The following is a 24,496-nucleotide window of genomic DNA, read 5'->3' as shown; positions in this document are numbered from 1 at the left end:
ATAGGTAATGCTTATTAATAGGTGTTTTATCATAAAGGAATCTTTTATGCTATCTTTTGAATGATTAAATTAGAGAAGTCTTCATTATATTTGTCATATCGACTCCATGAAAAACACTAATTTTACTTCAATAAATACAAACTAACAACACCTATAAAGAAATGACTGATATGAAACCCTGGCTTAAAAATTACCCTGAAGGGATTCCGACTGAAATAAATCCGGACTTACATAATTCTTTAATAGATTTAATAGAAGAGGGTTTTAGCAAGTTTGCATCACATTCGGCTTACTCTAATATGGGTAAAGAATTGACCTTTGCCGACATAGATAAACACTCCCTACATTTTGCCTCATACCTACAAAGTTTAGGCCTAGTTCAAGGTGATAGAATAGCTATTCAAATGCCAAATTGCCTTCAGTACCCCGTAGTTTTATTTGGAGCTTTGAGAGCAGGCTTAGTAGTGGTTAATACTAACCCCCTATACACGCCTAGAGAGATGAAACACCAATTCAAAGACTCTGGAGCTAAGGCAATTGTGGTGGTAGCTAATTTTGCTTATAACCTAGAAAAAGTCATTGCAGATACCGCTATTGAGCATGTAATATTGACCGAACTGGGCGATATGCTGAGTTTTCCGAAAAAACAGTTGGTAAACTTTGTAGTGAAAACGGTAAAGAAAATGGTGCCTCCTTTTTCTTTACCTACGGCTGTTAAGTTTTCTGCGGCTTTAAGCCAAGGGGCAAATCAGACCTATGTCAGACCTTCGGTAGAAAGAACAGACTTAGCATTTATTCAATATACTGGTGGTACCACTGGCGTGTCAAAAGGAGCAATGCTGTCTCATAGAAACTTATTGGCAAACTTAGAAGCAAACGATGCTTGGCAAAGTGTAATCATGGGTGATATAGAAGAAGACAAAGTAGTGGTGGTAGCAGCATTACCACTTTATCATGTTTATGCACTTACTGTAAATGCCCTTACAGCCTTGAAAACTGGTGTTATGAATCTTTTGATTACTAACCCTAGAGATATGGCAGGATTTATAAAGGATTTAAAAAAGAATCCTCCCCATATTTTCACTGGTCTTAATACGCTTTATAATGGCTTGTTAAATCATCCAGACATAGTTGGGGTAGACTGGAGTAGATTGAAAATTACATCGGCCGGAGGAATGGCTTTACAAAAGGCTGTGGCTAACAGATGGAAAGATATGACAGGCTGCTTACCTGTAGAGGGTTACGGGCTTTCTGAAACATCGCCAGTTTTAACTTCAAATCCTATCAAAGGAGACAATAGAATAGGAACCATAGGTGTACCATGGCCTAGTACAGATATTAGAATATTGAAAGATGATGAAACTTGGGCTAAACCTGGCGAAGTAGGAGAGATTTGTGCCTATGGGCCACAGGTTATGTCGGGATATTATAATAGACCAGATGAAACAGAGAATACTTTCTTTACAGATCCTTCTGATGCTAGAAGATGGTTTAAGACTGGAGACATTGGAGAAATGAGTGAAGATGGCTATTTCAGAATAGTTGATCGTAAGAAAGATATGATTATAGTATCTGGATTTAACGTTTACCCTAATGAGGTGGAAGATGTTATAGCAGAGCATCCAGGTGTATTGGAGTTAGCTTGTGTAGGTGTTCCTGACGCAAAGTCTACAGAAGCTGTAAAGGTGTTTGTGGTAAAGAAAGACCCAAACATAACGGAGGCAGAAATTAAGACTTTTGCAAGGGAAAACCTTACTCCATATAAATGTCCTAAACATGTAGAATTTAGAGATGAATTACCAAAAACTAATGTTGGTAAAATCTTAAGAAGGGCTTTGAAAGACGAAGCTAAATAAGCTTTTTTATAAAGATAAATACCCCGCCGGAAATTCCGACGGGGTATTTTTTTGCACAGTTTATTAAAATATTATTAATGGAATCGGTAGTTGACACCGTAGTTTATTCCTAAGTATCTTGGTTTGAAAGAGAAACCCTCTGTTTGTTCTACGCCAGAAGTTAAGGTTTGCTGTAAGTTTGTACCTATAGATACTTGCCAGTTGCTTCTTATAGCATAATTAACTTTTAAGCCGGCCAGTCCGCTAAGGTTAACTGGTTTATAAGCTGAATTTCTTGATGTAAGCTTACTGCCTCCTTCTGATAAATTATCAAAAACGTTATTGATGATAAAGTCACCCGAGACACCAGCAGTTAAAGAAGCCTCTAATTTCTTGGTCATAGGCAAATGATAGCCAATCTGGAGTGGAATCATTAAAAACTGATAATCACTATCAATATCTTCTCCAGAAGAAATGACTGTATTGTCAAAAAGTCCAGCGTCTTGACGAATGTAATTAGACTCTAAAAAGCTTTGAACTCTTCCTGTAAACGGGTTGTAAGAGTAAACATTACTGGCTACTAGTGAGTTTCCAGCTAAGTATCTTGCTCCACTTTCTATAGACCAGTGTTTCTTAAATCGTTTTCCGTAATTAAGGCTGATATTGACAGACCGACCAGCTTTAACGTTATTGTAAGGTTGAGAAAGCGGAATGGCAAAAGTCTCACTTTTTATAGGATTAGTAGTTTCTCCCACACTATTTGCCTGAAAAGGAATATCACTGGCAGAAACTAAAGCAGCTCTTTCAAAATTGTTAATCTTAAAATTTGGGTCAAAAGGAGAAACTCCTGAGAACAAACCAAACCAAGACCTTTTTAAGAAAGAGGAATTATCTGCAAGAAGTTTGTCAGGGGTTTGATAAGAAAGCTTATTTCTTTTCAAGACAAACCTGTTACCATATTTGTCAAATCCCTTTTTCACTAGTGATTTTAAGTTATCAATTGAATTCTCAATCGAAGTTTCTATAGTATTTGAGAATGCTTCATTTTTTTGCTCACTTTCAATTCCCAATGTAGAGAAAGACTCAACTGATAAATCATTTTCAGAAACTCTTGATAGTTTAACTGAAGGCTTTTTTGAAGTTAATGCCTTAGTATTATAAGCTGTCGAATTTGATATTTTCTGAGTCTGTTCAGAAGAAGTGCTTTCAAAAGAAGGAGAAGTCGTATTCTCAGAATCGCCAATATTCTTCTCTGATTTTAAAGGGCTAATTTTTGAAAGTTCTTTAGAGCCTTCTGAAATACTATCAGAATTATTAAAAACTGAAAAGCCCAAGGCTAAAAGTAGTAAAGCGGCTATTCCGGTAGCTGCATATTTGTTTAGCCAAAAAACAATAAATGGTTTTCTATCTTGCTCTTTGTCAAGTTCCTTTTCTATGTTTAACCAAACAGAATTGTCGGGCGTTTCTGACGCAGACAAAAGCATATTTTTCATTGCCGCTTCCGCCATCATTTGCTCATCAAGCTCTCCCTCAATTTTTCTCCAAACATCAGCTGGAGGATTCTCCTCAGCACTTCCTAGTGCTTTCTTCCACTGATTTTCAAAAGAATGATCCATTACTTACAGTTTTGCTGGAATTTTTCCAGTCTTCTTATAATTTTCCTTTGCAAGTTTCTCTTGCAATAAAGACTTAGCTCTAGAATACTGCGATTTCGAAGTTCCTTCGGTCACGTCAAGCATTTTAGCAATTTCCTGATGTTTAAAACCCTCAATGGCGTAGAGGTTGAAAATAGTTCTACACCCTTCCGGTAATTCTCCAATGATTTCCATCAGATGTTCGTAAGCAAGGTTTTCAAAGCCAGCGTTACTGTGATGAAGCTCTTTGCTTATCATATAATCACCCTCTAAGCTTTGTGTAAGTTTTTTGTCTTTTTTTAGGGCTTTTAAAGCCGTATTAACCACAATCTTTCTTAACCAAGCTTCCAGTGGACTGTCAAAACGGAAAGTGTCTAGATATTTAAATATTTTGACAAACGAATCTTGCAAAACATCTTGAGCACTTTCTCTGTCTTTCATGTACCGCAATGCCACTACAAATAATTTACCCGAATAAAGCTCGTAAAGCTTTTTTTGGGCACCCCGATCCTGCTTTAAGCAGTCTTGGATTATTTGAGTTTCATTGGCCATTCGATATTGAAAATTGCTATTATCAGCTTAAAAAATCTAATAAATGGCAAGCCCCTATCGAAGGAATCCATTTATCAAGACTCATCTGCTGCGGTTATGGTTGGAATTCTCTAGAAAAAATCCGTAAAAAGTCTGTTCCTAAATCAATATTCTCTATTTCCAGTAAGTTTTTAGGAATTTGAGCTGCATTTAACCCTTCAGGGATAATTAACTTTTTACTCTTAAAAACTCTGATTTCATCATAAAAGTTGCTTTCAATAAACATTTGATGAAGCCTAGGGCCTCCTTCCACCATAAGAGAGGTGATATCTCTGCTGTGAAGTTCCTTTAAAATGAAATCTAGAATATTCGAATTTACACTAATCTTTATAAATTCAAGATTGCCATTTATCAAAGAATGGCTTTTGTTAAATACGTAAGTTTTAATATTTTGGTCGAGTACACGGTATTTAGCTTTAATATCTATGTCTGGAAAGAGTACCACTCTTATAGGGTTTCTGCCTTTCCAATGCCTTGTGGTAAGGCTTGGGTTGTCATTTAAAATAGTTTGGCTGCCTACCATAATGGCGTCCTCGGTAGCTCGCCATTTGTGTGAATGTAATTGGGCAAAGTCTCCGCTTATTGACACAGGTTTTCCATCAGAACTTGCAGCACATCCATTAGCAGACTCTGCCCACTTTAAAGTAACATAGGGTCTTTTTGAGGTTTGGGATTTAAAAAACCTTCTGTTTAAATATGAACCTTTACTTTTTAATATTCCTGTAACTACTTCTAGCCCTGCATTTTTTAGTTTCTGAATTCCACTGCCGTTTACTTTCTCATTAGGGTCGGTATTACAGATAACTACTTTTTTAACACCTTCTTTGATTAGCAAATCTGCACAAGGAGGTGTTTTGCCAAAGTGAGAGCAAGGTTCTAGGCTTACATAAGCTGTAGCAAATGGAAGTAAGGGCTTGTCTATTACGGAGTTTACGGCGTTAACTTCGGCATGTGCTTCTCCGTATTTTTTATGCCATCCTTCTCCAATGATTTTATTATTGTGTACCAGTACACAGCCAACCATTGGGTTTGGACTTACATAGCCTTCACTCTTTTGAGCGAGCTCTAAAGCCCTTTCCATAAAATGCTCGTGCTTCATCCCGAAATATAAATTTAATTTTTGTAGAAGGAAAGCTTATTGTAGCTTGCTAAGGTCGTCAAAAGAATTTTCGAACGTTCTTTTTTGCTCTAAAAGGGAAGTACAAAAGGCTTGATTTCTTATTTCGGCAATCTCAAAATCCTCAGGGCTTATCTTACCAAAAGTTTTTTTGATACGAAGTATAGTAAGAGCTACTTTTTTGCCAAGGTAGTTTACCCACCATTTTTTTCTCAATTTATCAAAAAAAGTAAGAAGGCCTTGTGCTTTTTTATATTGATAGGCGTAAGGCAGTACAAAAACATCGGCTTCGCCAAAGCCATATATCATAGCCTTTAGCCTTTCCCAAGTAAGCCTATCTGACTTGATAAGATGCTGCGTGTTTATTTGGTTAGAATAGAATATCTGATAGCCCAGGAGCCTTGACGCAAGGGTTAATTCAGAGTCGCCACCACCAGATTGTTTTTTGCCAACTCGGTCAGAAAGGTAGGGTTCCCAGCCTTTCTCGTCCAGCTTCTTGAAAATTTCTTTTCTCATAGACATACCAGCACCATACACCAAACCAGCATAGGTTACATTGCCAAAATCTACCTCGTATAGCTTGCCGGTGGCAAAGGAGAGTTTATGCTTTTCGTACCAATCTGGTATAGGATAGTCAAACTTTCCAATGGAAGTACAACCCAAAACACCTACTTCTTGATTTTTAAAAACCTCATGGACATAGGCCACCCAGTTTTCAGGAATGAGGTTGTCGTCGTCTACAAATGAGATAATGTCAAATTGAGACTCTTTTATTCCTCTTAATCTAGCATTCGACAGACCGGGGTTTTCTTCTTTAAAAACCTTTAGATTCGGGTTTTTATCAAAATCCCAAAAAGACTTAACTACTGCCGACGTGTTATCTGTAGAGTTATTGTCAATCAAGATAACCTCCCAATTGACATTAGAAACCACCTGTTTTTCGACATAAGAAAGTGTCTGCTCAATTATTTCTTCGCTGTTATAGCAGCAGATTATTAGGCTTATTCCTTTCATTTAGATTCTTATGAGGCTAATGTTTATGGTAAAAGTTTATTGACAAGTGGGCTGAGGGTATAAAATACCTTTGCAGGAAAAGGCATTATTCTTAAAAATTGTTTCTTGTCTTTTATTTTGCTATTTCTAAGTTTTTGAACCCAATAGAAAATAACTTTTTGCTTTTCTAAGAAACCAAAGGTTTGCTGTTTAAAAATATGATTAACCACTTTTAAACCTTCAGAAAATTGAAGCCCTTTTGATTCTGCTTCAAAAGAGACATTATTGGCATGTCTTCTAAAGGAGTTGAGCCTTTCGCTACTTCTTTTTACCTCTGTATTTTTTATTAGGTCAACCCAAAAAAGCCAGTCACCACAGTATTTATATTCTATTACTTCTTTAAGTGTATTTTCTGGGACCAGTGATTTTTTAAAGACACAGGAGCTGGCATTATAAATCAGGTTTCCTTTTATGAATTCGTTCTTTAAAAGTGTATTTCCCGCGGCGTGGAGTTCGACCTCGTGACCTGGTTCATGAATTTTAGTTCCTTTTTCGTCTATCCAAACCGATGCTGAGAAAGAGACACCAAGGTTCTCGTTATTTTTAAGCTGCGAAATATGGTATTCTAGGAAGTTTGGAGCCGCCAAATCATCACTTTCTGCTATCCAGATGTATTTCCCCGAGGATATTCCAAGGCCTTTTTGCCATTGAATAAAAGTGCTTCCAGAGTTTTTCTTGTTGAAAATTATAGACTTTACTTTGGGGTGGTTTTCGTAAGAACTCAAGATGCTAATGCTTCCATCAGAAGAGGCATCATCCAAAATTATAAGTTCAAAGTCTTGATTAGTTTGCGTCAAAATACTCTCAATTCTGTCTACCAAAAAATTGGCGTGATTATAATTGGGTAAAATGACACTTACTGTGGGCATTGGAAACTTTTGGAAGTTTAAATACAAGATTTCAAACTTACGTAAAGGTTGAATTGATTAAAATCGAAATCGAATTTATTTGAACGAATTATAAAGGGCGTCTCGTGTTTTCGCACATTTTTCAATTTGATATTGGTCTGTAATCAGTTTTTGCGAAGCATCAATAAGTTTTGAACAAAGTTTATTGTTTTCTATTAGTTGTATGGTTTTCTCAATGAACTCTTCGGAATTTGATGCTAACATGCAGTTTTCGGCATCTTCCATGGGTAAGCCTTCAGCTCCTTCTATGGTGCTTACTATTGGCATCTTCCAAGATATGCCCTCCAAGATCTTCATACGCATTCCACTAACAATTCTCAAAGGTACTATCATAATGGAACCATCAAAAACAGTAGAAAGGTCTTCTACAAAACCCAAGAATTCAACATTCTTTCTTGATTTATGTAGGTTCTGGAATTCAGTGGTCCATTTTGAAACTATCTGTAATGTAAGGTTTGGATGAGCCTGAGATATTTTGTCCCAGCATTCTTCTAGAAACCAATTGATACCATCTAGGTTGGGGTAATGATTTTCCGGGCCAAGAAAGACCAAGTTATTCTTAAATTGGAATGGCTGGTTGATATCGGTTTCTTTAAAATTGATAGGTAGCGTAGAGGTGTGAAGTAGTTCTTTCTTAATTCCCGCCTCTGCCAAAAACTTGTTATCAGTATCAGTAACTGTTACCACTTTGTCATAATGGTTAAGCAAGGCTATTTCTAGGTCTTTAGTAGCCGCAATATGCCATTTATCTTCCAGCGACTTTGTATTCAGTGTCTGGTATTCCATCTCTAACCTTTTGAACCTGAGTTCATGATGGATAAATATTTTTTTTAAGTCTTTTGGAAGAATATGAACCAAGCCAGCAAATTCAATGAACTCGACCTGAACAAGGTCAAAGTTTTCTGAGGTAACTTTATCTTTGACCAATTTCAATAGTTCTGGATAGTAAACTTTTGAAAGGTCATTAATATAAAGATGGGTTTTAGGGTAGAAATAATCGTCCACTTTGCCCTTCAAAAACTTATTGATTTTAAGAACATTCTTATAGAGTTTGAGCGAACGGCTTTCTCCTTGGTTTTTATCAGTAGTTAAAATCTCAACATTTGGCCATAACTCATGAAGTTTCTGCTTGTTCTCGGCCTTGACGTTAGGGCAAATAAACGTAATGTCATGTTTATGCCTTAATGAGTCAATCATATTAAATGTAGCCGCACCGCCACCATTGTCAATGGGGTATGGGAACACTATAGAAACTATGGCTATTTTCATCTTTTTAGATTAAATAGGTAATCTTTCAAAAAACGCAAAGACTCTATAAGAGACTGACATCAGTGTCTTTTTTAGGAAGCTTCTATCGTCTATTACTACATCTCCTTTGGCGTAAACGCACTTAAACGTTTTAAAGTATGAGTTAGAGAATGCTTCTAGCTGCTCTCTATAAGATTTAAAAAGAGGAGCAAGGTCTGGTCTTTTTGCTATGTCAAAACGGTTTTGCCATCTTGAAATATTATTTGGGTCATTGGCATTCATGCCACTGTAGTGATAAAATATAAGTGGCTCGCCATTTACAAAATACTTGCCGTCTTTTTCCGAAACTGTACGCTCATGCAGGTTCCAGTAGGAAATATTGTAGGCAGGGCTTTTTTCTATAAAAACGTTGTCAAAGTAAAGAGGAACCATGTTACAGTAGAGTTGGTCTACAAACATTCCTTTCTGAATATCCATGTAGCATTCAGTTCGAAGTTTTATCATCCACCATTTCATAAATTCTGAGGTAGATTTAGACCTTTTTACCGCCAGAAAACCAAGGTTGTAAATTCCGTTGACAAACATCTCTTGTTCGGTTCTGGAATAGTTATCATAAACCGGTGTACAAAAGTGAGGTGTTAAAACAATGTCATACTTAGATAAGCTATTTTGAATTCCGGTGAATTTGTCAAATATTTCAATGTCAGGGTCGATATAATAAAAGTTATCAAGCTCTGGCCTTGAATTAAGGAAGTAGTTAAAATAGAAAGGTTTTACGGCGGTGTTAAGCTCGGTGATGTCATATCGCTCGCACATGTCATCAAAACCTTCAATGCCGATTTTGTCAACCTCGACGATGTTTAAACCTTCAAGTTTTGATTGGTCAATATCTCGGCCTTCCATTTTATCACATAAACCAATAATGAATTCAAAATCTGGATTGGTTCTTAAAAGTGATTCAGCAAGTATTTTGGCTTGTGCCAAATAGTTGACAGAGCAAATAGTAAAGGCGAGCGTTTTAGGCATTAATTGAAGGGTTAATAAGGCGTAACAAATTTACAAGGAAAATTGCGTTTGAAAAAAGCTAAACTCGTTTAAACGCAAAACCACCAAAGCTGTTATTTATTTAGCTTTGGTGGTTTTAATAAGCCTCAAAATTTAGGCTAATTCTGTTTGACGACTGTTACGTTTTCTCTCGTTTTCGTCAAGGAATATTTTACGCATTCTCAAAGACTTAGGTGTGATTTCTAAGTACTCATCTTTTTGGATATACTCCATACATTCCTCTAAAGAGAATTGAATTTTTGGAGCAATCTTAACCGAGTCATCAGCACCGGAAGAACGCATGTTACTAAGTTTCTTAGTTGTTTGTAGGTTTACCACAATGTCATTCTGACGGTTGTGCTCACCTACTACCATACCCATGTAAATTTCTTCTCCAGCGTCAATAAAGAATGACCCTCTGTCTTGAAGTTTATCAAGAGAGTAAGGAATAGCTGGGCCATTAGACATAGAAATTAAAGAGCCGTTGGTTCTACCAGGTAGAGTTCCTTTATACGGTTCGTATGCTTTAAACCTATGGTTCATGATAGCCTCACCTTGTGTTGCTGTCAATACATTACTTCTAAGTCCAATTAAACCTCTAGAAGGAATATTAAATTCTAAGTGTTGCAAATCACCTTTTGGTTCCATGATAAGAAGCTCACCTTTTTTCTGTGTAGCTAGCTCAATCACTTTTCCAGCAGTTTCTTCTGGTACGTCTACTACTAAAGTCTCAATAGGCTCTAGTCTTTCACCGTTTTCTCCTTGTTTAAAGATAACCTGTGGTTGACCTACTTGTAATTCGTAACCCTCTCTACGCATTGTTTCTATCAATACAGAAAGGTGAAGAATACCTCTACCATAAACGATAAACTTATCTTCAGATTCACCTTGCTCTACTTTTAATGCTAGGTTTTTCTCCATTTCTTTCATTAATCTGTCTCTCAAGTGACGAGAAGTAACAAATTTTCCGTCTTGTCCGAAGAAAGGAGAGTTATTAATAGTGAAGAGCATGTTCATTGTAGGCTCATCAATAGAAATTCTTGGAAGTGCTTCAGGATTTTCAACATCAGCTACTGTGTCGCCAATTTCAAAACCTTCAATACCTGTAATGGCACAAATTTCTCCAGAAGAAACCTCAGATACCTTTACTCTACCAAGACCTTCAAATACATGAAGTTCTTTGATTTTGTTTCTCTTCATTTGGCCATCTGCAGTGCAAAGCATTACATTTTGACCTTCTTTTAAAACACCTCTTGCTACCAATCCAATAGCAATTCTTCCTACGAAAGAAGAATAATCTAAAGAAGTGATTTGCATTTGGGCAGAACCCTCTTTTGTTTTTGCAGCAGGAATATGCTTAATAACTGCATCCAATAGAGGAATGATGTTATCTGTTGGTTTTTGCCAATCTTCACTCATCCAGCCTTGCTTAGAAGAACCATAAAGTGTTGGGAAGTCTAATTGGTTGTCTGTAGCGTTCAAGTTGAACATTAAATCGAAAACCATTTCGTGAACTTCGTCAGGTCTACAGTTTTCTTTGTCTACTTTATTAACTACTACTATTGGCTTTAGGCCTAAATCAAGTGCTTTACCAAGTACAAAACGCGTTTGAGGCATTGGGCCTTCAAAAGCATCTACTAAAAGGATAACACCATCAGCTAGTTTCAAAACACGTTCCACTTCACCACCGAAATCGGCGTGACCAGGAGTGTCAATAATATTGATTTTTGTGTCGCCGTATCTTACTGATACATTTTTAGAGACGATGGTAATTCCACGTTCTCTTTCCAAATCATTGTTGTCAAGAATTAGCTCGCCAAATTCCTGATTTTCACGAAAAATTTTCGATGCGTGGATTATCTTATCCACTAAAGTAGTTTTGCCGTGGTCAACGTGGGCAATTATCGCGATATTTCTAATGTCTTGCATAATATTAAATTTCTAGAGGGAACGTTTTGTTAACTAGAAGCCTATGAAAAAGTCCGCAAAAGTAACCATAAAAATTAGTAAACTCTATTGTGCTATTTTAATATATTATTAATCTATTGATAGTTAAATAATTAGTTGGCAGAGTGCAATCCTGTAAGCCATTGATTCTGAATAGGCTAAGCCACGCAGTCAAGCTTGTTTAGCAAATTTTGATTTGTTCGGCATCATAGCCTCTGAGTAAATCATCAATACTCAAACGTTTTTTACCTGGAATTTGTAGGTTTAGAATGGTCAAAAGTCCGTCGGAAGTAGCAATGTGGAGGAATGTTTTATTGTCAGTAAATATTTCGCCAGGTAAATGCTTTTCTTCTGAATCTAATATTTTAGAATCAAAAATTTTAAGGCTTCCTGTTTCGCCAGTTTTTTGATTTTCAAATTTAGTCCAAGCACCAGGGTATGGACTTAAACCTCTTATGAAATTGAATATTGATTTTGAGTTTTTTGACCAATTAATCTCACAGTTTTCTTTAAAAATTTTTGGAGCTGGTTTTAGTTCCTCAAATTCTTCCTGTTCTATTTGAGGATAGTCATTTTTTTCAATGGCTTTCACCGTTTTAAGAACTAACTGTCCACCTATTTCCATCAATTTATCATGGATACTTCCTGCATTATCCTCTTCAGTAATAGCTAGCTTCTCTTTGAAAATAATTTTCCCAGTATCTATCTCTTTTTCAATAAAGAAAGTAGTGACACCTGTTTCTGTTTCTCCATTCATTACAGCCCAATTGATAGGTGCCGCTCCTCTATATTGCGGCAAAAGCGAACCATGAAGATTAAATGTCCCAAATTTTGGCATATCCCAAACTAATTCTGGTAGCATTCTAAAGGCTACCACTACTTGTAAGTCGGCCTTGTAACTTTTAAGAGTTTCTAAGAATTCTGGATTTTTTAGCCTAGGAGGTTGTAAAACAGGAATACCTTGTGAAAGAGCATAGGTTTTTACCGGAGACTGCTGAATTTTCTTTCCTCTGCCTGCCGGCTTATCAGGAGCAGTAATTACGGCCACTACTTCACAATTCGCTTCCACCAAGACTTTAAGGCTCTCTACAGCAAAGTCGGGTGTTCCCATAAATATTAATCTCATCTCTTTTAAAACCTTTTTGTGGACTGCAAAGCTAGAAAAAATGAAATTCGAAAATTGTGTTGGGTGTTGATTTACTCAGAATAATTTGTAATTTTGGATTGTAAAGATTAAAAATGAGGCAAGAGATATACTTATTTAAATTTAAAGAGCGACTCTGAACAGGATTCCATAACACATAATATGTTTGTTTGGAACGGTTCGATTTTCGCCGTTCTTTTTTTTTACCCACCTGCGAAGGCGGGCAATTTTTTTTTAAGAAACACATAATAAAAGATTTATATATGTCAAAATATCAATATTACACGAAAGAGGGCTACGAAAACTTAAAGAATAAGTTAGCTGATTTAAAGGGGAGAGGTAGGCAAGATATAGCATATCAAATAGCAGAAGCTCGAGATAAGGGTGACTTGTCTGAAAATGCCGAGTATGATGCAGCTAAAGATGCTCAAGGCCACATGGAATCTGAAATTTCAAAGTTGGAGACTTTAATGTCTGTAGCTAGAATTTTAGACGAGTCGGCTATTGACAATTCTAGGGTTTCTTTACTTAATAAAGTTACCATTAAGAATTTGAAAAACGGGGCTCAAATGGTTTACACTTTGGTGGCAGAAGAAGAGGCTGATTTAAAGCAAGGAAAGATTTCTGTAAACTCTCCTTTTGCTAAAGGTTTGTTAGGGAAAGCTGTAGGCGACAAAGCTGAAATTCAAGCACCAGCAGGAATTGTGGAAGTAGAAGTTGTAGATATTAGCATGTAATTTTAAAATATATGGCGACTATTTTTTCTAAAATCATTAACGGTGAAATTCCCTGTCATAAAATTGCGGAAACGGAAGATTATTTGGCCTTCTTAGATGTGTTTCCTTGTGCAAAGGGACATACATTGGTGATACCTAAAAAGGAAGTTGATTATATTTTTGATATGGAAGACGACCTGTATCTAGGATTAATGGCTTTTGCTAAAAGCTTGTCGCCAGCCATCAAAGCAGCAGTGCCTTGTAAAAGGGTAGGTGTAGCCGTAATTGGACTTGAAGTGCCTCATGCCCATGTTCATTTGATACCTCTAAATAGCATGGCGGATATGGATTTTTCTGATAAAATTAAAATTTCACAGGAAGAGCTTTCTGAAATAGCCGCTGCTATTCAGAAGGAGCTTTAAATTGGCATTGCTGATTTAAAATTCTTACCTTTTCATCTCATAACAAACTAAAATAATAAGGTATGGCAATTGTAAAAGTAATTGAACTAATAGCATCGTCTGAAATCAGTATTGAAGATGCAATCCAAAACGCAGTAACGTCTGCCTCCAAGTCTATTCATAACATAGACTCAGTATATGTAGAAGATATTAAAGCACATGTACAAGATGGGAAAGTAACTACTTACGGGTGTATCTGTAAATTGTCTTTTAGGGTAGATGCATAATGTTTAAGAAAGTTTTACTTTCAAAGAATTAAACTCCTTTTTTAAGGAGTTTTTTTTGTATAAAATAGCATGAGCAAAATTTACAATGGGTAGCTCAACTTTCGCTTTCTGGTTTATTTCATAAATGCTTTTTACAGCATAGTAGCCTTCTGCTACCATATTCATCTCCATCTGAGCGGTTTTGACGCTATAACCTCTCCCTATCATATTGCCAAAAGTGCGATTTCGGCTAAACTGAGAGTAGGCTGTTACTAGTAAATCTCCTAAGTATGCGGAGGATATTAGCTCTCTTTCTAACGGAGCTATCTGGTTTACAAATCGCTTGATTTCTAGCATGGCATTTGAAACCATTACTGCCTGAAAGTTATCACCAGCTCCTAAGCCATGTGTTATTCCGCAGGCAAGAGCCACTATATTTTTCATCACAGCCGAAACTTCTACACCGTATAAATCTGTAATGGCGGACGTGTTGACATATCTGCAAGAAAGTAACTTGGCAAATCGTTCACCTACTTCTAAGTCAGGAGCTGCTATAGTAAGGTAAGATTGCTTTTCTGCAGCTACCTCTTCGGCATGGCATGGCCCAGCTATAGCACATTGATGTGAAAGTGGAATGTCGTATTGATTTAAAAGAAAGTCTGATATCAGTTCATTAGTTTTCGGAATCATTCCTTTTACTGCAGAGACTAAGAATTTGTCTTTGAGGTCTTCTTTCTTGATGGAAGAAATAGCTTCCGCCAAAAAGGCAGCAGGCACAGCCAAAATCACCCAGTCGGTGTTTTTAATGGCCTCTTTTAAGTTATAGTATGGTTTAACTCTCGATGGATGAAATTCAATACTACTGAGGTATTTTGGGTTATGATGATGCTTTCGAATATGTTCTACTGCATCATGATTCCTCATCCACCATTTTACTTTGGTTTGATGGTTTTCACTTAAAACTTTAACTAAAGCGGTAGCCCAACTTCCTCCTCCTATCACTGTGACTTTCATAAAACAAATATATCTCTATACAAGCAAAAAAGAGAAGACCAGGGGCCATCTCTTTTTCAATGTATTTCAAAAAGTGTTATTTATTCTTTTTTTCTTCTTCTTTCTTTTCTGTTACGCTATCACCGTCTTTAAGTCTTTTTGATACTTCTACAAAAGGGCCTGAAATGATTACATCACCCTCTTTTAATCCTTCTATTACTTCAATGGTTCCTGCTTCGGTGTCTGTAATACCTGTTTTTACTTCTCTTATTTTGGCTATTCCGGCTTCATTAATGAAGACAATTTCTTTTGGTTTTTCTTTAGAAATAGTTTCTTCTTTAATAGCTCCTAAGCTAGGTCCCATATCATTATTATCTTCGGACTTTGTGCTCTTTTCTTCTCCTGTACGAGTAGTTACCGCTGATATTGGCACTGTTATTACGTCAGTTTTAGTTTCGGTAATTATATCTACAGTAGCAGTCATACCAGGTTTAAACGGATATCTATTTCTAGCCAAAAGTTCTTTATAAGAATCTGATAAAATCTTGATTCTTACCTCAAACTCGGTAACAGCTTCTGTAGAGTTTGCATTTGCAGATAATGAACCTCCAGAACCATTGGCCGAATTGGCTATTTGAGTAATAACTCCCATGAACTCTTTGTCGTCTGCACTATAAGCGTCTACGTCAATAATTGCTTTATCGCCATCCGCCACTCTTACTATATCGTTTTCGTTCACATTGACCCTAACTTCCATGTTGTTAAGGTTGGCTATTCTTAGCATTTCGGTACCTGCCATTTGAGAGGTTCCCACCACTCTTTCCCCAAGCTCCACATTTAGCATAGAGACGATGCCGTTCATTGGGGCATATATATTGGTTTTACGAAGGTTTTCGGAAGCATCTTTCAAATTTGCTTCTGCACTTCTTATGCCATATTTGGCGGCTTCATAATTAGCTTTCGCGGCTGCTAAGTCCTGTTTTGCTACACCATAGTTGGTTTCAGAAATTTCATATTCTGATTGAGAAACTACTTTGTCGTTAAAGAGTTGCTTTTGTCTTTTAAAGTCTAATTCGGCACGAAGTAGCTGTGATTCGGCTCTTGCTATTTGCGACTTAGACTGTTCAGAGGAAGCTTTGGCTTGGTTTACGCCTGCTTTAAAACGCTCTACTACAGAGATATAGTTTTCAGGTTGAATCCTTAGCAATAGTTGACCTTTTTTGACAGAGTCGCCTTCTTCAATATAAAGGCCAATGATTTCTCCTGGAACATCGGGTGTAATGCTAACCTCTAATTCAGGTTGTATTTTTCCTGAAGCAGAAACGGTTTCCACTAAATCTGATTTGGTTACTGTGGTAAACTCTACCTCCGTTGCCTTCTTTTGACCTATCCAACCTTGTTGTTTGGCTAGTAGCAAAGCAGCTATGAATACCACAGCAATGCCGCCTACTATCCACCATATTTTATTCGATTTCTTATTCATTACTATTAGTTTTTATATCAGAATTCTAGCGGTTTGTTTTGATAAAAGTCTAAGATTTTAATTTTAAAAAGGTAGTCGTACTTTGCTTGTATTTGGTTTGCCAGTGCTCTATCGAGGTTGGTTTTGGCCAAATTGTAATCTACATAATTAGAAGCACCTGCATTATAACTAGCATCGGCTGCTTCAAAAGCCCTTTGAAGTGCGTCAACCTGAACACTGTTGGCACTGTAAGTTTTTGATGCGTTTAACATATTGATGTATGCTTGGTCAATACTTTGACGAATACCTACTTTAGTGTTTTCTGTGGTTAACTCAGACTGTTTTTTTTGAATTTGAGCAGCCTGCATTTGATATTTCTTATTGTAACCATTAAATATTGGGATTTGCATCGATACGCCAATGTTGACATTTTGGTTATTACCAATTTGATTAAAGTATGGAATACTTTCTCTAGTAACACTTTGCTCAGGGAAATTCACCACAAACGGAATTGTTTGCCCTTCAAATTCAGCAGAAACCGCAATTGGGTTATAAACGGTAGCTCCAGGTATTATGTTTTTTGCAATAGTAGAGTAGGACGAACCCCAGCCAAGATTAGCACTAATACTCGGTAAGCCTACCGCTTTGGCAATTTGTATATTCACCTCCGCCATTTTTTCTCTCATAATAGATGATTTTACCTCTGGGAGGTAGTTAAGAGCTGCTTGGTAAACCTCTTGAGGGGTTTCTGGGTAAATTCTCATGGAAGGGTTTGGTACCTCTACTCGCTGAATGGCAATAGCATCATAATCTTGCAGATTCATGTTCTGCTTTAATGTCAATAGATTGGATTGATATCCATTTTGAGCATTTACTAGTTGTAGTTCGTCGTTTGCTAGCTGAGCATTCAGGTTAAAAATATTTGTTTCAGGAAGTGCCCCGGCTCTAACTAGCTTTTCAGTTCTGTCTAGCTGTAGTTTAGTGACATTTACATTCTGATTAGCCACCTCTATCATATCTTCGGAAGATAGGATGTTAAGGTAAGCTACCGCAATTTGTAAAGAGATGTTATTCTTTTGGGTTTCTACATCTAGTCTGGCAGCCTCTAGGTCTAATTCGCTTCTTAAAATTGTGTTTTTTAGACGGTAGCCATTGTATAAAATCATGTTAGCACCGGCTCCCAAAGAGTTAGTACCAATGGTACTGGTTACTACATCATTCGAGAAAGGGTCAATATTTCTACCAAAGTTAGTGTTCGCGTTTATTTGACCATTCACGCTTGGAAGAACTGCCGCTTGAGATTGTTTAAGTCTTATGGAGCTACTTTCAATCGCAAGTTCACTTTGACGCAAGGTGATGTTGTGCTCTAAAGCATAATCAATGCATTCGTAGAGGGTATAGGTTTTGGTTTCCCCAGCACCTGAAAGTTTTGTTTGAGCCGAAGCGGTCAAAGAACCTAAAAATAGTAAAAATAGAAGTCTATAGTTCATCTGCATCTCTTGTTTTCGGTAGCAATGTTACTAAAGAATACATATTCCTGAGTATCTAATTAGTATAAACGGCAGATTGACTAAATGAAATAGGTTATTCTCTATGTTGGCTTATAACGCATTAGTTGAGTTTACTTTTGATTGCCCCTGAATCATACTTCAGTCTTTAAACTAATTAAAGAGATCTTAATGGGTCATGTATTTTTATGTTTTTCTGGTTCAATGTTTATGAAATTGGCTCTCATTTTTAAGGATATAAATAACTGATATAGCTAGTTGATAGTGTTCCAGATAACTAGTGAAAATTAGCTAGTTTCTTGTTTTCTAGTTATCTAGATAGTATTAGTTTTTTACTGTGATACTCATCTTTCTCACTTCCAAAAAAAGGTAAAAATTTGCTTTTAGGTAACCTCAGTCTATTCTTTGATACTAGCATAGAGAAATTAGAAGTTAAAGATGGGGCGTAGAAATGGATAAAATAGTGTCAAAAGAGGAACCTGTACTAATAGTACTATGCTTATAAAAGTTTTAACTTTGCATAGTGATTGAATTCATGTCTAACCCTCGTGGATTTTGAGATATTTTAAACTCTTTTCTTTAAATAATTTTATTCAATTAATTTAAACCTTAATTTTTATGAGAAAAAAACTACCTATATGGAAAGTTTTTATCTTCTCCCTTATTTCGTGTTATTCAATGGCTCAGTCAATGAATGTTACGGGTACGGTAGTAGAGGATGATGGAGCCCCGCTTTATGGGGTAAATGTTACGGTAAAAGGTACCACCAATGGTACTATTACAAATGATGCTGGCGAGTACAGCATAGCAGTAACCAAAGGTCAAACAATAACCTATAGTTATGTTGGTTTTGAGTCACAGGACATTACGGTGGGTAATGCTAATGTTATCAATGTGACACTTTCTGCCGACGCTAGTACATTAGGAGAGGTAGTAGTGACCGCTTTAGGTGTTACTAGAGATAAAAGGGCCCTTCAGTACTCCGTTACGGAAGTAGGTGGGGAAGAATTTACTAAGGCTCGTGTGAATAATCTAGGTTCATCGCTTTCTGGACGTATTGCCGGTGTTAATGTGACTACTCCTTCTGGTGGAGCTGGGGCTTCTTCTAGAGTAATTATTCGTGGTAATAAATCCCTTGGAGGTCAAAATCAGCCTTTATATGTGATTGACGGAGTACCAATGGATAATAGCCAAGGAGGCTCTGTAGGTTTATGGGGTGGTTCAGATGGTGGTGATGGTTTGACCAGTTTGAACCCAGATGATATAGAGTCAATTACTGTGTTAAAGGGTGCAAATGCCGCAGCTTTGTACGGCTCAAGAGGTGGATATGGTGTTATTAATGTTACCACTAAGAAAGGGACAAAGAGAAAAGGTGTTGGTGTCAGTTATAACGTCAATTTTGTAGCAGATGAGTTATATGATTTATCTGAGTTACAAACTACCTATGGCTCTGGAGCCTACGTTAATGGTGTAGCTACTGCACCTACTTCTGTGCAGCAGGCTTCTGATTGGGGTCGTCAAGGATGGGGGCCGAAAATGGATGGGCGTCAGGTAATGGGCGTAGATGGAATTCAAAGACCTTATAGTTATGCCGGTAATAATTTTGATAAATTCTTTGAGACGGGTAAATCACTTACTAATTCTATTGCCTTATCTGGTGGTAATGGTAGTCAGAACTTTCGTTTAGCATTAGCAGATTTAAGGTCAAATGCTATTACACCAAATTCAGGTTTTGACAGGACCAACGTTTCTTTCTCAACAAATTCTAAATTTGGAAAGAATTTTACTGTTACTGGTAAGATCTTATATTCTAAAGAGAGAACAAAAAACCGTGCTAGAGTATCTGATTCCCCAGGGAATTCGAACCAGGCAGTATGGTTTCTTCCAGCTAACGTGAATGTAGAGGACTTTAAAGGAGATCCTAATAATCTAGGGCGAATTCCTGATGACTGGGATCCAGATCTTTATGCCGCTGGAGATCGTTATCCTGGTTTAGAGTTTTTACCTACATATTCTAACTTTTGGGGTTCTAATGCATATTTCTCTGCGTATCAGTATACTAATAATACTAATAGAGATCGTATAACGGCTTCTGCATCTGCAAGGTACGACATAACAGATTTCTTGTATTTACAAGGACGAATAAGTGCTGATAACTACTATACTAAAAGAGAAAGTGTTACGCCACAAGGAACAGGATATCAAACTGGTGGAGGTATTTCTGAATCATTCCAACAGAATCAAGAAAATAATATTGATTTTATGTTAGGCTATGATGATGTTTTTGGTAAGATATCGGTCAATGCTTTTGTAGGTGGCAACCAGCAGAGAGGATCTTATGAGAATATAGCTGCGAATGGTAATGGGTTCTCTGTGCCGTTTGTTGATGTCTTAGCTACAGCTAATAATCGTAATTATGGTTATGGGTTCTCGGAATCTGGGATAAATTCATTGTATGGTTCTGCGGAGTTAGGCTATGACAACTATTTCTATTTAACAGCGACAGCTAGACAAGACTGGTTCTCTATTTTGAATGGCAAAAGTATACTTTATCCTTCTGTAGGAGCAAGTTTAGTATTTAGTGATATGTTGCCAGATGCTATGCCTGATTGGTTAAGTTTTGGTAAAGTACGTGCTTCATGGGCTCAAGTGGGTCTTACAGGTAATTTAGGACCGTATGCTCTTACGCAGCCTTATGATTTGAATGCTAACCAACACCTTGGTCAATCAATGGGTAAATTTGCAAACCAAGCAACCATTGCTAATCCTAACCTTGAACCTGCTTTATCAACAGAGCTAGAATTTGGTGTTGACTTGAGATTCTTAGGTGGTAGACTTGGATTGGATGTTGGTTATTATGACCAAAAAACAACAAATGATATACTTAATGCCAATATCTCACAGGCATCTGGATTTAGTTCTACCTCAGTAAATATTGGTGAGTTACAGAATAAGGGTATAGAGGTTTTAATAAATGCTGTGCCATTTAGAAAAAATAGTTTCGAATGGGCAACTTCATTAAACTTTGCTAAAAACAATAATGAGGTTATTTCATTATCTGGTGGAGCTACGGAAGTGACCTTTGAAGAATCTAGAACTCGTACTACGTTTATTAAACATATCGTAGGGCAGCCATTCGGTGTTATTACTGGATTAGTTCCTCAAATGATAAATGGTCAAATCGTTTATGACGAAGAAGGAAGACCTGTAGTAGGAGATTCGTATGAAATTATTGGACAGTCTGTAGCGGCTTTTACGGGAGGTTGGAATAATAATGTATCATATAAGGATTTTAGCTTAAGTTTCTTAATAGACACTAAAATAGGTGGTGATATTCACTCTGGAACTAATCAATTAATTGATGGTTCGGGATTTTCTGAGCGTTCATTGCAGGGACGAGAGGGCGAAGAGCCTTTAACGGTTTCAGGTGTAAATGCTGAAGGTTCTCCACTTACTATGACGTTGACTCCTCAGCAGGCTCAGGCATATTGGGGTGCACTTGGTGGAAGAGATTCAAGAGAATATTTATACGATGCTAGTTTTGTTAAATTACGTCAGGTTACGCTTGGCTATAATTTACCAAAGTCGGTAATTTCTAAGACGCCATTTAACAATATAAATCTTTCTTTTGTGGCTAGAAACTTAGCTATTCTTTATAAGAATACACCGAATATTGATCCGGAATCAGGTTATGCATTTAGTGCAGGTGCCCAAGGATTAGAGTTTTTTGGAGTTCCTACTACCAGAAGTTACGGCGTAAATCTTGGTGTATCGTTTTAATGATAAAATATTAGAAAAAATATGAAAAAAATAATATTAATGATAGCTGCCGCGGTGACACTTAATGCATGTGACACTCAAGAGCTAAAAGATTTAAATGTAAACCCTCAGGCTGTACAAGAATTGAACACTAACTTTTTCTTTACCTCAGCGTTGCTAGGTAATGCATCTGGAGGGTCTAGAGGAGATAACCGTTATATAGACTGGCGTACCAATATTGGTGTGTTCGGACATGCTATCCAGCAAATTGCAAGCGTAAATGTGGGGGGTAATTCCTCGGGTGACAAGTATTCAGATAATGCTGAAGCTAACACAGCTCCATGGGAGTTTACCTATACAGATGTTCTTCAAAACTTAACTGAAGTCATTAGACAAACTGGCGAAGGAGGATATGAAGAAGGTAGAAGGAAAAATATGCGTGAAGCGGCTCGAATTGTAAGAGCTTATAGTTTCATGCGTTTGACAGATTATTATGGTAATATTCCTTATACCGAAGCAATGAAAGGTATTTCAGATGGAATATTTTATCCTAAATATTCAACCCAACAAGAGGTTTATACTGATTTATTAAAAGAGGTTTCTGAAGCTACTAAGGCTATGAGTACTTCTAATCCTGATGAAGGATTTTCTGATTCAGATTTGTATTTTGGAGGAGATGTAGCTAAATGGAAGAAGTTTGGTAATACCTTACTATTAAGAATGGCTATGAGGATTTCTAATGTAGATCCTGCAGCAACAGCGACATATGCCGCTCAAGCTATTTCTGGTGGTTTAATGACATCTAATGATGATATCGCCATGATAGGGATGGACTTAGGACCCTCTGAGTGGACTAACCAGAATGGTATATCTCGTGCTTTTGCCCAAGGTGATGGTGGGCAACCTTCACCTTTAAGTGCAACTTTGGTGGATTTTTTAAAGGCTAACAATGACCCTAGATTAATGATTCTTAGTGGTGGTGTTGGCGGAGTAGACATGGATCCTGCAAATCAGAAAGGTCTTCCTAATGGCTTGGATGGCGGCACGCTTGAAACATTTTTAGGCAAAACGGGGGCTAATGTTTTAGAAGAATTTTCTATAATCAACCCTAAACTTTTGGATGATGATGAAAGCTATGTTTTTATGAATTATTCAGAGGCAGAGTTTTTATTGGCAGAAGCCGCTCAAAGAGGAATTGGTGGAGCTACAGATGCCGAAGGGCATTTTAGAAAAGGTGTTCAGGCTGCTGTTCAGCAATATGCTCTCTATGATCCTTCACTTGCTGTTAGTGATGCTGAAGCCTCAGCGTACGCTGCTAGTATTCCTTATAACGGTTTAGAGTCTATTGGTGAGCAAATGTGGGTTTCTAAGTTTTTTAACTGGTGGGACGCTTGGGCTGACTGGAGAAGAACTGGTTACCCTCAATTAACACCTGTGAGCTACCCAGGAAACGTTACTGGGGGAACTATCCCACGTAAGTTGAAAATTCCTAATAGTGAATTAGCAATTAATCCTGATCAGTTCCAGGCTGGAGGAACACTACCAAATGACTACACTACTCGTGTGTGGTGGGATGGTGGTAATTAATTTTATAAGTTAATTTAATATTGGAGAGAGGTGCCTATATTTGGGTACCTCTTTTTTTTGATTTTCCATCAGTTAAGCAGCTTTTATATGAAGTCCTTGCATTTGTATTTTCTTTTGCTATTTGTGCCAACTTTTACAATGGCTCAGGGAAATCAATTATCAGGTTATTATGTAAACATTAAAGGAGACTCTGTTTCCTGTTTATTTAGTAAAAATGATTTCCGTGAAATCTCAGAGAGTTTAACCATAAAACAAACTGGAGATAGAAAACAAATGGTTTTAAATCCAAATAACTGTCTTGGATTTGGGATAAAAGGTTCGAAAGAGTATCGAACTATTAGAACTAAGCTAAACTATACCTCAACAGGATCGCAAATGTCCAAGTGGGATGTGTCAGAAGAGACTCTTGTTTTTATGGAGGTTTTGGAAGATAATCCGCTGGCTCTATACTCATATAAAATTAATGAGAAAGATGATGTATTTTTTGTTGGTAAGGTAAAAGGATTGGCCACGCAGTTAATTAATCATTCATATTATCAATCAAATGGGCAACTGGTTGAGAACGAATATTTTAGAAATCAGATTTATCAATTGACCATTGATAGAATTATTCCAATTAATGGTCTAAAGTATGATGCATATTCTCTAAAGAAATATATAGCGAAGTATAATAACCTTAACGATAGTTTAGGTCGATCCGTGAAGTTTCGTGTGGGTTTAGGAGCCAATTATAATTTTGTTCATAAAGTGTCATCTTATAGTAGTTTGGCAGAGTTTGATGCTAATGTTTCTCCTTCTTTAGAAGTGGATTTAAATGCACCCTTATCAGCAAAAACTGGTGAAGACTTTATTAAAGCAGGTCTGAATTTTAATGCGATAAAATTAAAAAGGCAAGATGCAGCTACAATTTTCACAAGACTTCAGTCTTTTTCTGCATATAATTTATTTGGTTTTATAGGATACCGAAAGGGCTTTAAGGTTTCGGATAATATTAACCTATATACTTCTTTGAATTTCGGGCCTAATAGTTCTTTTGGAGGTAAAACAATAAGCTCTAATGGCGAGCAGATAAAAATGGAGGAGGGAGATACCCAAAGTGGTGATTTTAAATTAAGAAAAACCTCGATGAGGTGTTTTGCTTCATCGGGTCTTGATATTGGTGATAAAATTGAATTGGAATTGAGATTTGATCGTATTCAGCGGTATAACTTTAAGTCGGATAATGGTGGTAAATCTTCATTGAATTTTCTTGGTTTGTTTATGTTTTACAAATTGAACTAAGT

At 36.9% G+C, this 24,496-nt stretch carries 19 protein-coding genes; 7 read left to right on the top strand and 12 right to left on the bottom strand.

Going from position 1 to position 24,496, the window contains the following annotated elements:
- The first annotated feature begins 161 nt into the window (after positions 1 to 161).
- Complete coding sequence (locus AADJ06_RS18485; protein WP_341227974.1) at positions 162 to 1,856, top strand: AMP-binding protein; 1,695 nt, start codon at positions 162 to 164, stop codon at positions 1,854 to 1,856.
- A 74-nt stretch (positions 1,857 to 1,930) separates the two neighbouring features.
- Here AADJ06_RS18485 and AADJ06_RS18480 read toward each other — a convergent pair whose 3' ends face one another.
- The 9 genes from AADJ06_RS18480 to fmt form a co-directional block, all read right to left on the bottom strand.
- Positions 1,931 to 3,451 carry a hypothetical protein gene (locus tag AADJ06_RS18480; RefSeq protein WP_341227973.1) on the bottom strand — a complete coding sequence of 507 codons (1,521 nt, stop codon included), beginning with the start codon at positions 3,449 to 3,451 and terminating at the stop codon, positions 1,931 to 1,933.
- A gap of 3 nt (positions 3,452 to 3,454) precedes the next feature.
- Entirely contained in the window at positions 3,455 to 4,021 is a 567-nt protein-coding gene (locus AADJ06_RS18475) for an RNA polymerase sigma factor (protein ID WP_341227972.1), read from the bottom strand.
- A 94-nt stretch (positions 4,022 to 4,115) separates the two neighbouring features.
- Complete coding sequence (gene ribD / locus AADJ06_RS18470; RefSeq protein WP_341227971.1) at positions 4,116 to 5,159, bottom strand: bifunctional diaminohydroxyphosphoribosylaminopyrimidine deaminase/5-amino-6-(5-phosphoribosylamino)uracil reductase RibD; 1,044 nt, start codon at positions 5,157 to 5,159, stop codon at positions 4,116 to 4,118.
- A 36-nt stretch (positions 5,160 to 5,195) separates the two neighbouring features.
- Complete coding sequence (locus tag AADJ06_RS18465; protein ID WP_341227970.1) at positions 5,196 to 6,191, bottom strand: glycosyltransferase; 996 nt, start codon at positions 6,189 to 6,191, stop codon at positions 5,196 to 5,198.
- A gap of 23 nt (positions 6,192 to 6,214) precedes the next feature.
- Positions 6,215 to 7,099: a glycosyltransferase gene (locus AADJ06_RS18460; RefSeq protein WP_341227969.1), complete on the bottom strand. Its 885-nt coding sequence runs from the start codon at positions 7,097 to 7,099 to the stop codon at positions 6,215 to 6,217.
- Positions 7,100 to 7,174: 75 nt separating this feature from the next.
- Positions 7,175 to 8,407, bottom strand: coding sequence for a glycosyltransferase (locus AADJ06_RS18455; RefSeq protein WP_341227968.1), 1,233 nt, complete (start codon positions 8,405 to 8,407; stop codon positions 7,175 to 7,177).
- Between the two features lie 9 nt (positions 8,408 to 8,416).
- Positions 8,417 to 9,412: a glycosyl transferase gene (locus AADJ06_RS18450; RefSeq protein ID WP_341227967.1), complete on the bottom strand. Its 996-nt coding sequence runs from the start codon at positions 9,410 to 9,412 to the stop codon at positions 8,417 to 8,419.
- Between the two features lie 132 nt (positions 9,413 to 9,544).
- The gene (gene typA, locus AADJ06_RS18445; protein WP_341227966.1) at positions 9,545 to 11,359 is read right to left on the bottom strand and encodes a translational GTPase TypA; all 1,815 of its coding nucleotides are present in this window, start codon (positions 11,357 to 11,359) and stop codon (positions 9,545 to 9,547) included.
- Positions 11,360 to 11,558: 199 nt separating this feature from the next.
- On the bottom strand, positions 11,559 to 12,503 hold the full coding sequence (gene fmt / locus AADJ06_RS18440) for a methionyl-tRNA formyltransferase (protein ID WP_341227965.1): 945 nt from the start codon (positions 12,501 to 12,503) through the stop codon (positions 11,559 to 11,561).
- A gap of 281 nt (positions 12,504 to 12,784) precedes the next feature.
- Between fmt and greA the strand changes: the two genes are divergently transcribed.
- The 3 genes from greA to AADJ06_RS18425 all read left to right on the top strand — a co-directional run bounded on the left by greA (position 12,785) and on the right by AADJ06_RS18425 (position 13,925).
- Complete coding sequence (gene greA / locus AADJ06_RS18435) at positions 12,785 to 13,258, top strand: transcription elongation factor GreA (protein WP_341227964.1); 474 nt, start codon at positions 12,785 to 12,787, stop codon at positions 13,256 to 13,258.
- 11 nt (positions 13,259 to 13,269) lie between these two features.
- Complete coding sequence (locus tag AADJ06_RS18430; RefSeq protein WP_341227963.1) at positions 13,270 to 13,659, top strand: HIT family protein; 390 nt, start codon at positions 13,270 to 13,272, stop codon at positions 13,657 to 13,659.
- 62 nt (positions 13,660 to 13,721) lie between these two features.
- Positions 13,722 to 13,925 (top strand): dodecin family protein, encoded by a 204-nt coding sequence (locus AADJ06_RS18425; RefSeq protein WP_341227962.1) that lies wholly within the window; start codon positions 13,722 to 13,724, stop codon positions 13,923 to 13,925.
- 3 nt (positions 13,926 to 13,928) lie between these two features.
- On the opposite strand, the gene AADJ06_RS18420 is transcribed toward AADJ06_RS18425, so the two are convergent.
- The 3 genes from AADJ06_RS18420 to AADJ06_RS18410 all read right to left on the bottom strand — a co-directional run bounded on the left by AADJ06_RS18420 (position 13,929) and on the right by AADJ06_RS18410 (position 17,849).
- Entirely contained in the window at positions 13,929 to 14,918 is a 990-nt protein-coding gene (locus AADJ06_RS18420; protein ID WP_341227961.1) for an NAD(P)H-dependent glycerol-3-phosphate dehydrogenase, read from the bottom strand.
- A 76-nt stretch (positions 14,919 to 14,994) separates the two neighbouring features.
- The gene (locus AADJ06_RS18415) at positions 14,995 to 16,380 is read right to left on the bottom strand and encodes an efflux RND transporter periplasmic adaptor subunit (RefSeq protein ID WP_341227960.1); all 1,386 of its coding nucleotides are present in this window, start codon (positions 16,378 to 16,380) and stop codon (positions 14,995 to 14,997) included.
- Between the two features lie 17 nt (positions 16,381 to 16,397).
- On the bottom strand, positions 16,398 to 17,849 hold the full coding sequence (locus AADJ06_RS18410; protein ID WP_341227959.1) for a TolC family protein: 1,452 nt from the start codon (positions 17,847 to 17,849) through the stop codon (positions 16,398 to 16,400).
- Between the two features lie 636 nt (positions 17,850 to 18,485).
- On the opposite strand from AADJ06_RS18410, the gene AADJ06_RS18405 reads away from it, so the two are divergent.
- The 3 genes from AADJ06_RS18405 to AADJ06_RS18395 all read left to right on the top strand — a co-directional run bounded on the left by AADJ06_RS18405 (position 18,486) and on the right by AADJ06_RS18395 (position 24,494).
- Complete coding sequence (locus AADJ06_RS18405; RefSeq protein ID WP_341227958.1) at positions 18,486 to 21,647, top strand: SusC/RagA family TonB-linked outer membrane protein; 3,162 nt, start codon at positions 18,486 to 18,488, stop codon at positions 21,645 to 21,647.
- A 21-nt stretch (positions 21,648 to 21,668) separates the two neighbouring features.
- Positions 21,669 to 23,213: a SusD/RagB family nutrient-binding outer membrane lipoprotein gene (locus tag AADJ06_RS18400; RefSeq protein ID WP_341227957.1), complete on the top strand. Its 1,545-nt coding sequence runs from the start codon at positions 21,669 to 21,671 to the stop codon at positions 23,211 to 23,213.
- A 138-nt stretch (positions 23,214 to 23,351) separates the two neighbouring features.
- Entirely contained in the window at positions 23,352 to 24,494 is a 1,143-nt protein-coding gene (locus AADJ06_RS18395; RefSeq protein WP_341227956.1) for a hypothetical protein, read from the top strand.
- Positions 24,495 to 24,496 lie beyond the last annotated feature (2 nt).

This window comes from uncultured Arcticibacterium sp., assembly GCF_964021845.1.
Lineage (GTDB): Bacteria > Bacteroidota > Bacteroidia > Cytophagales > Spirosomataceae > Arcticibacterium.
The sequence above is the reverse complement of the archived record's forward strand: the minus strand, read 5'-3'. Positions and strand labels throughout refer to the sequence as shown.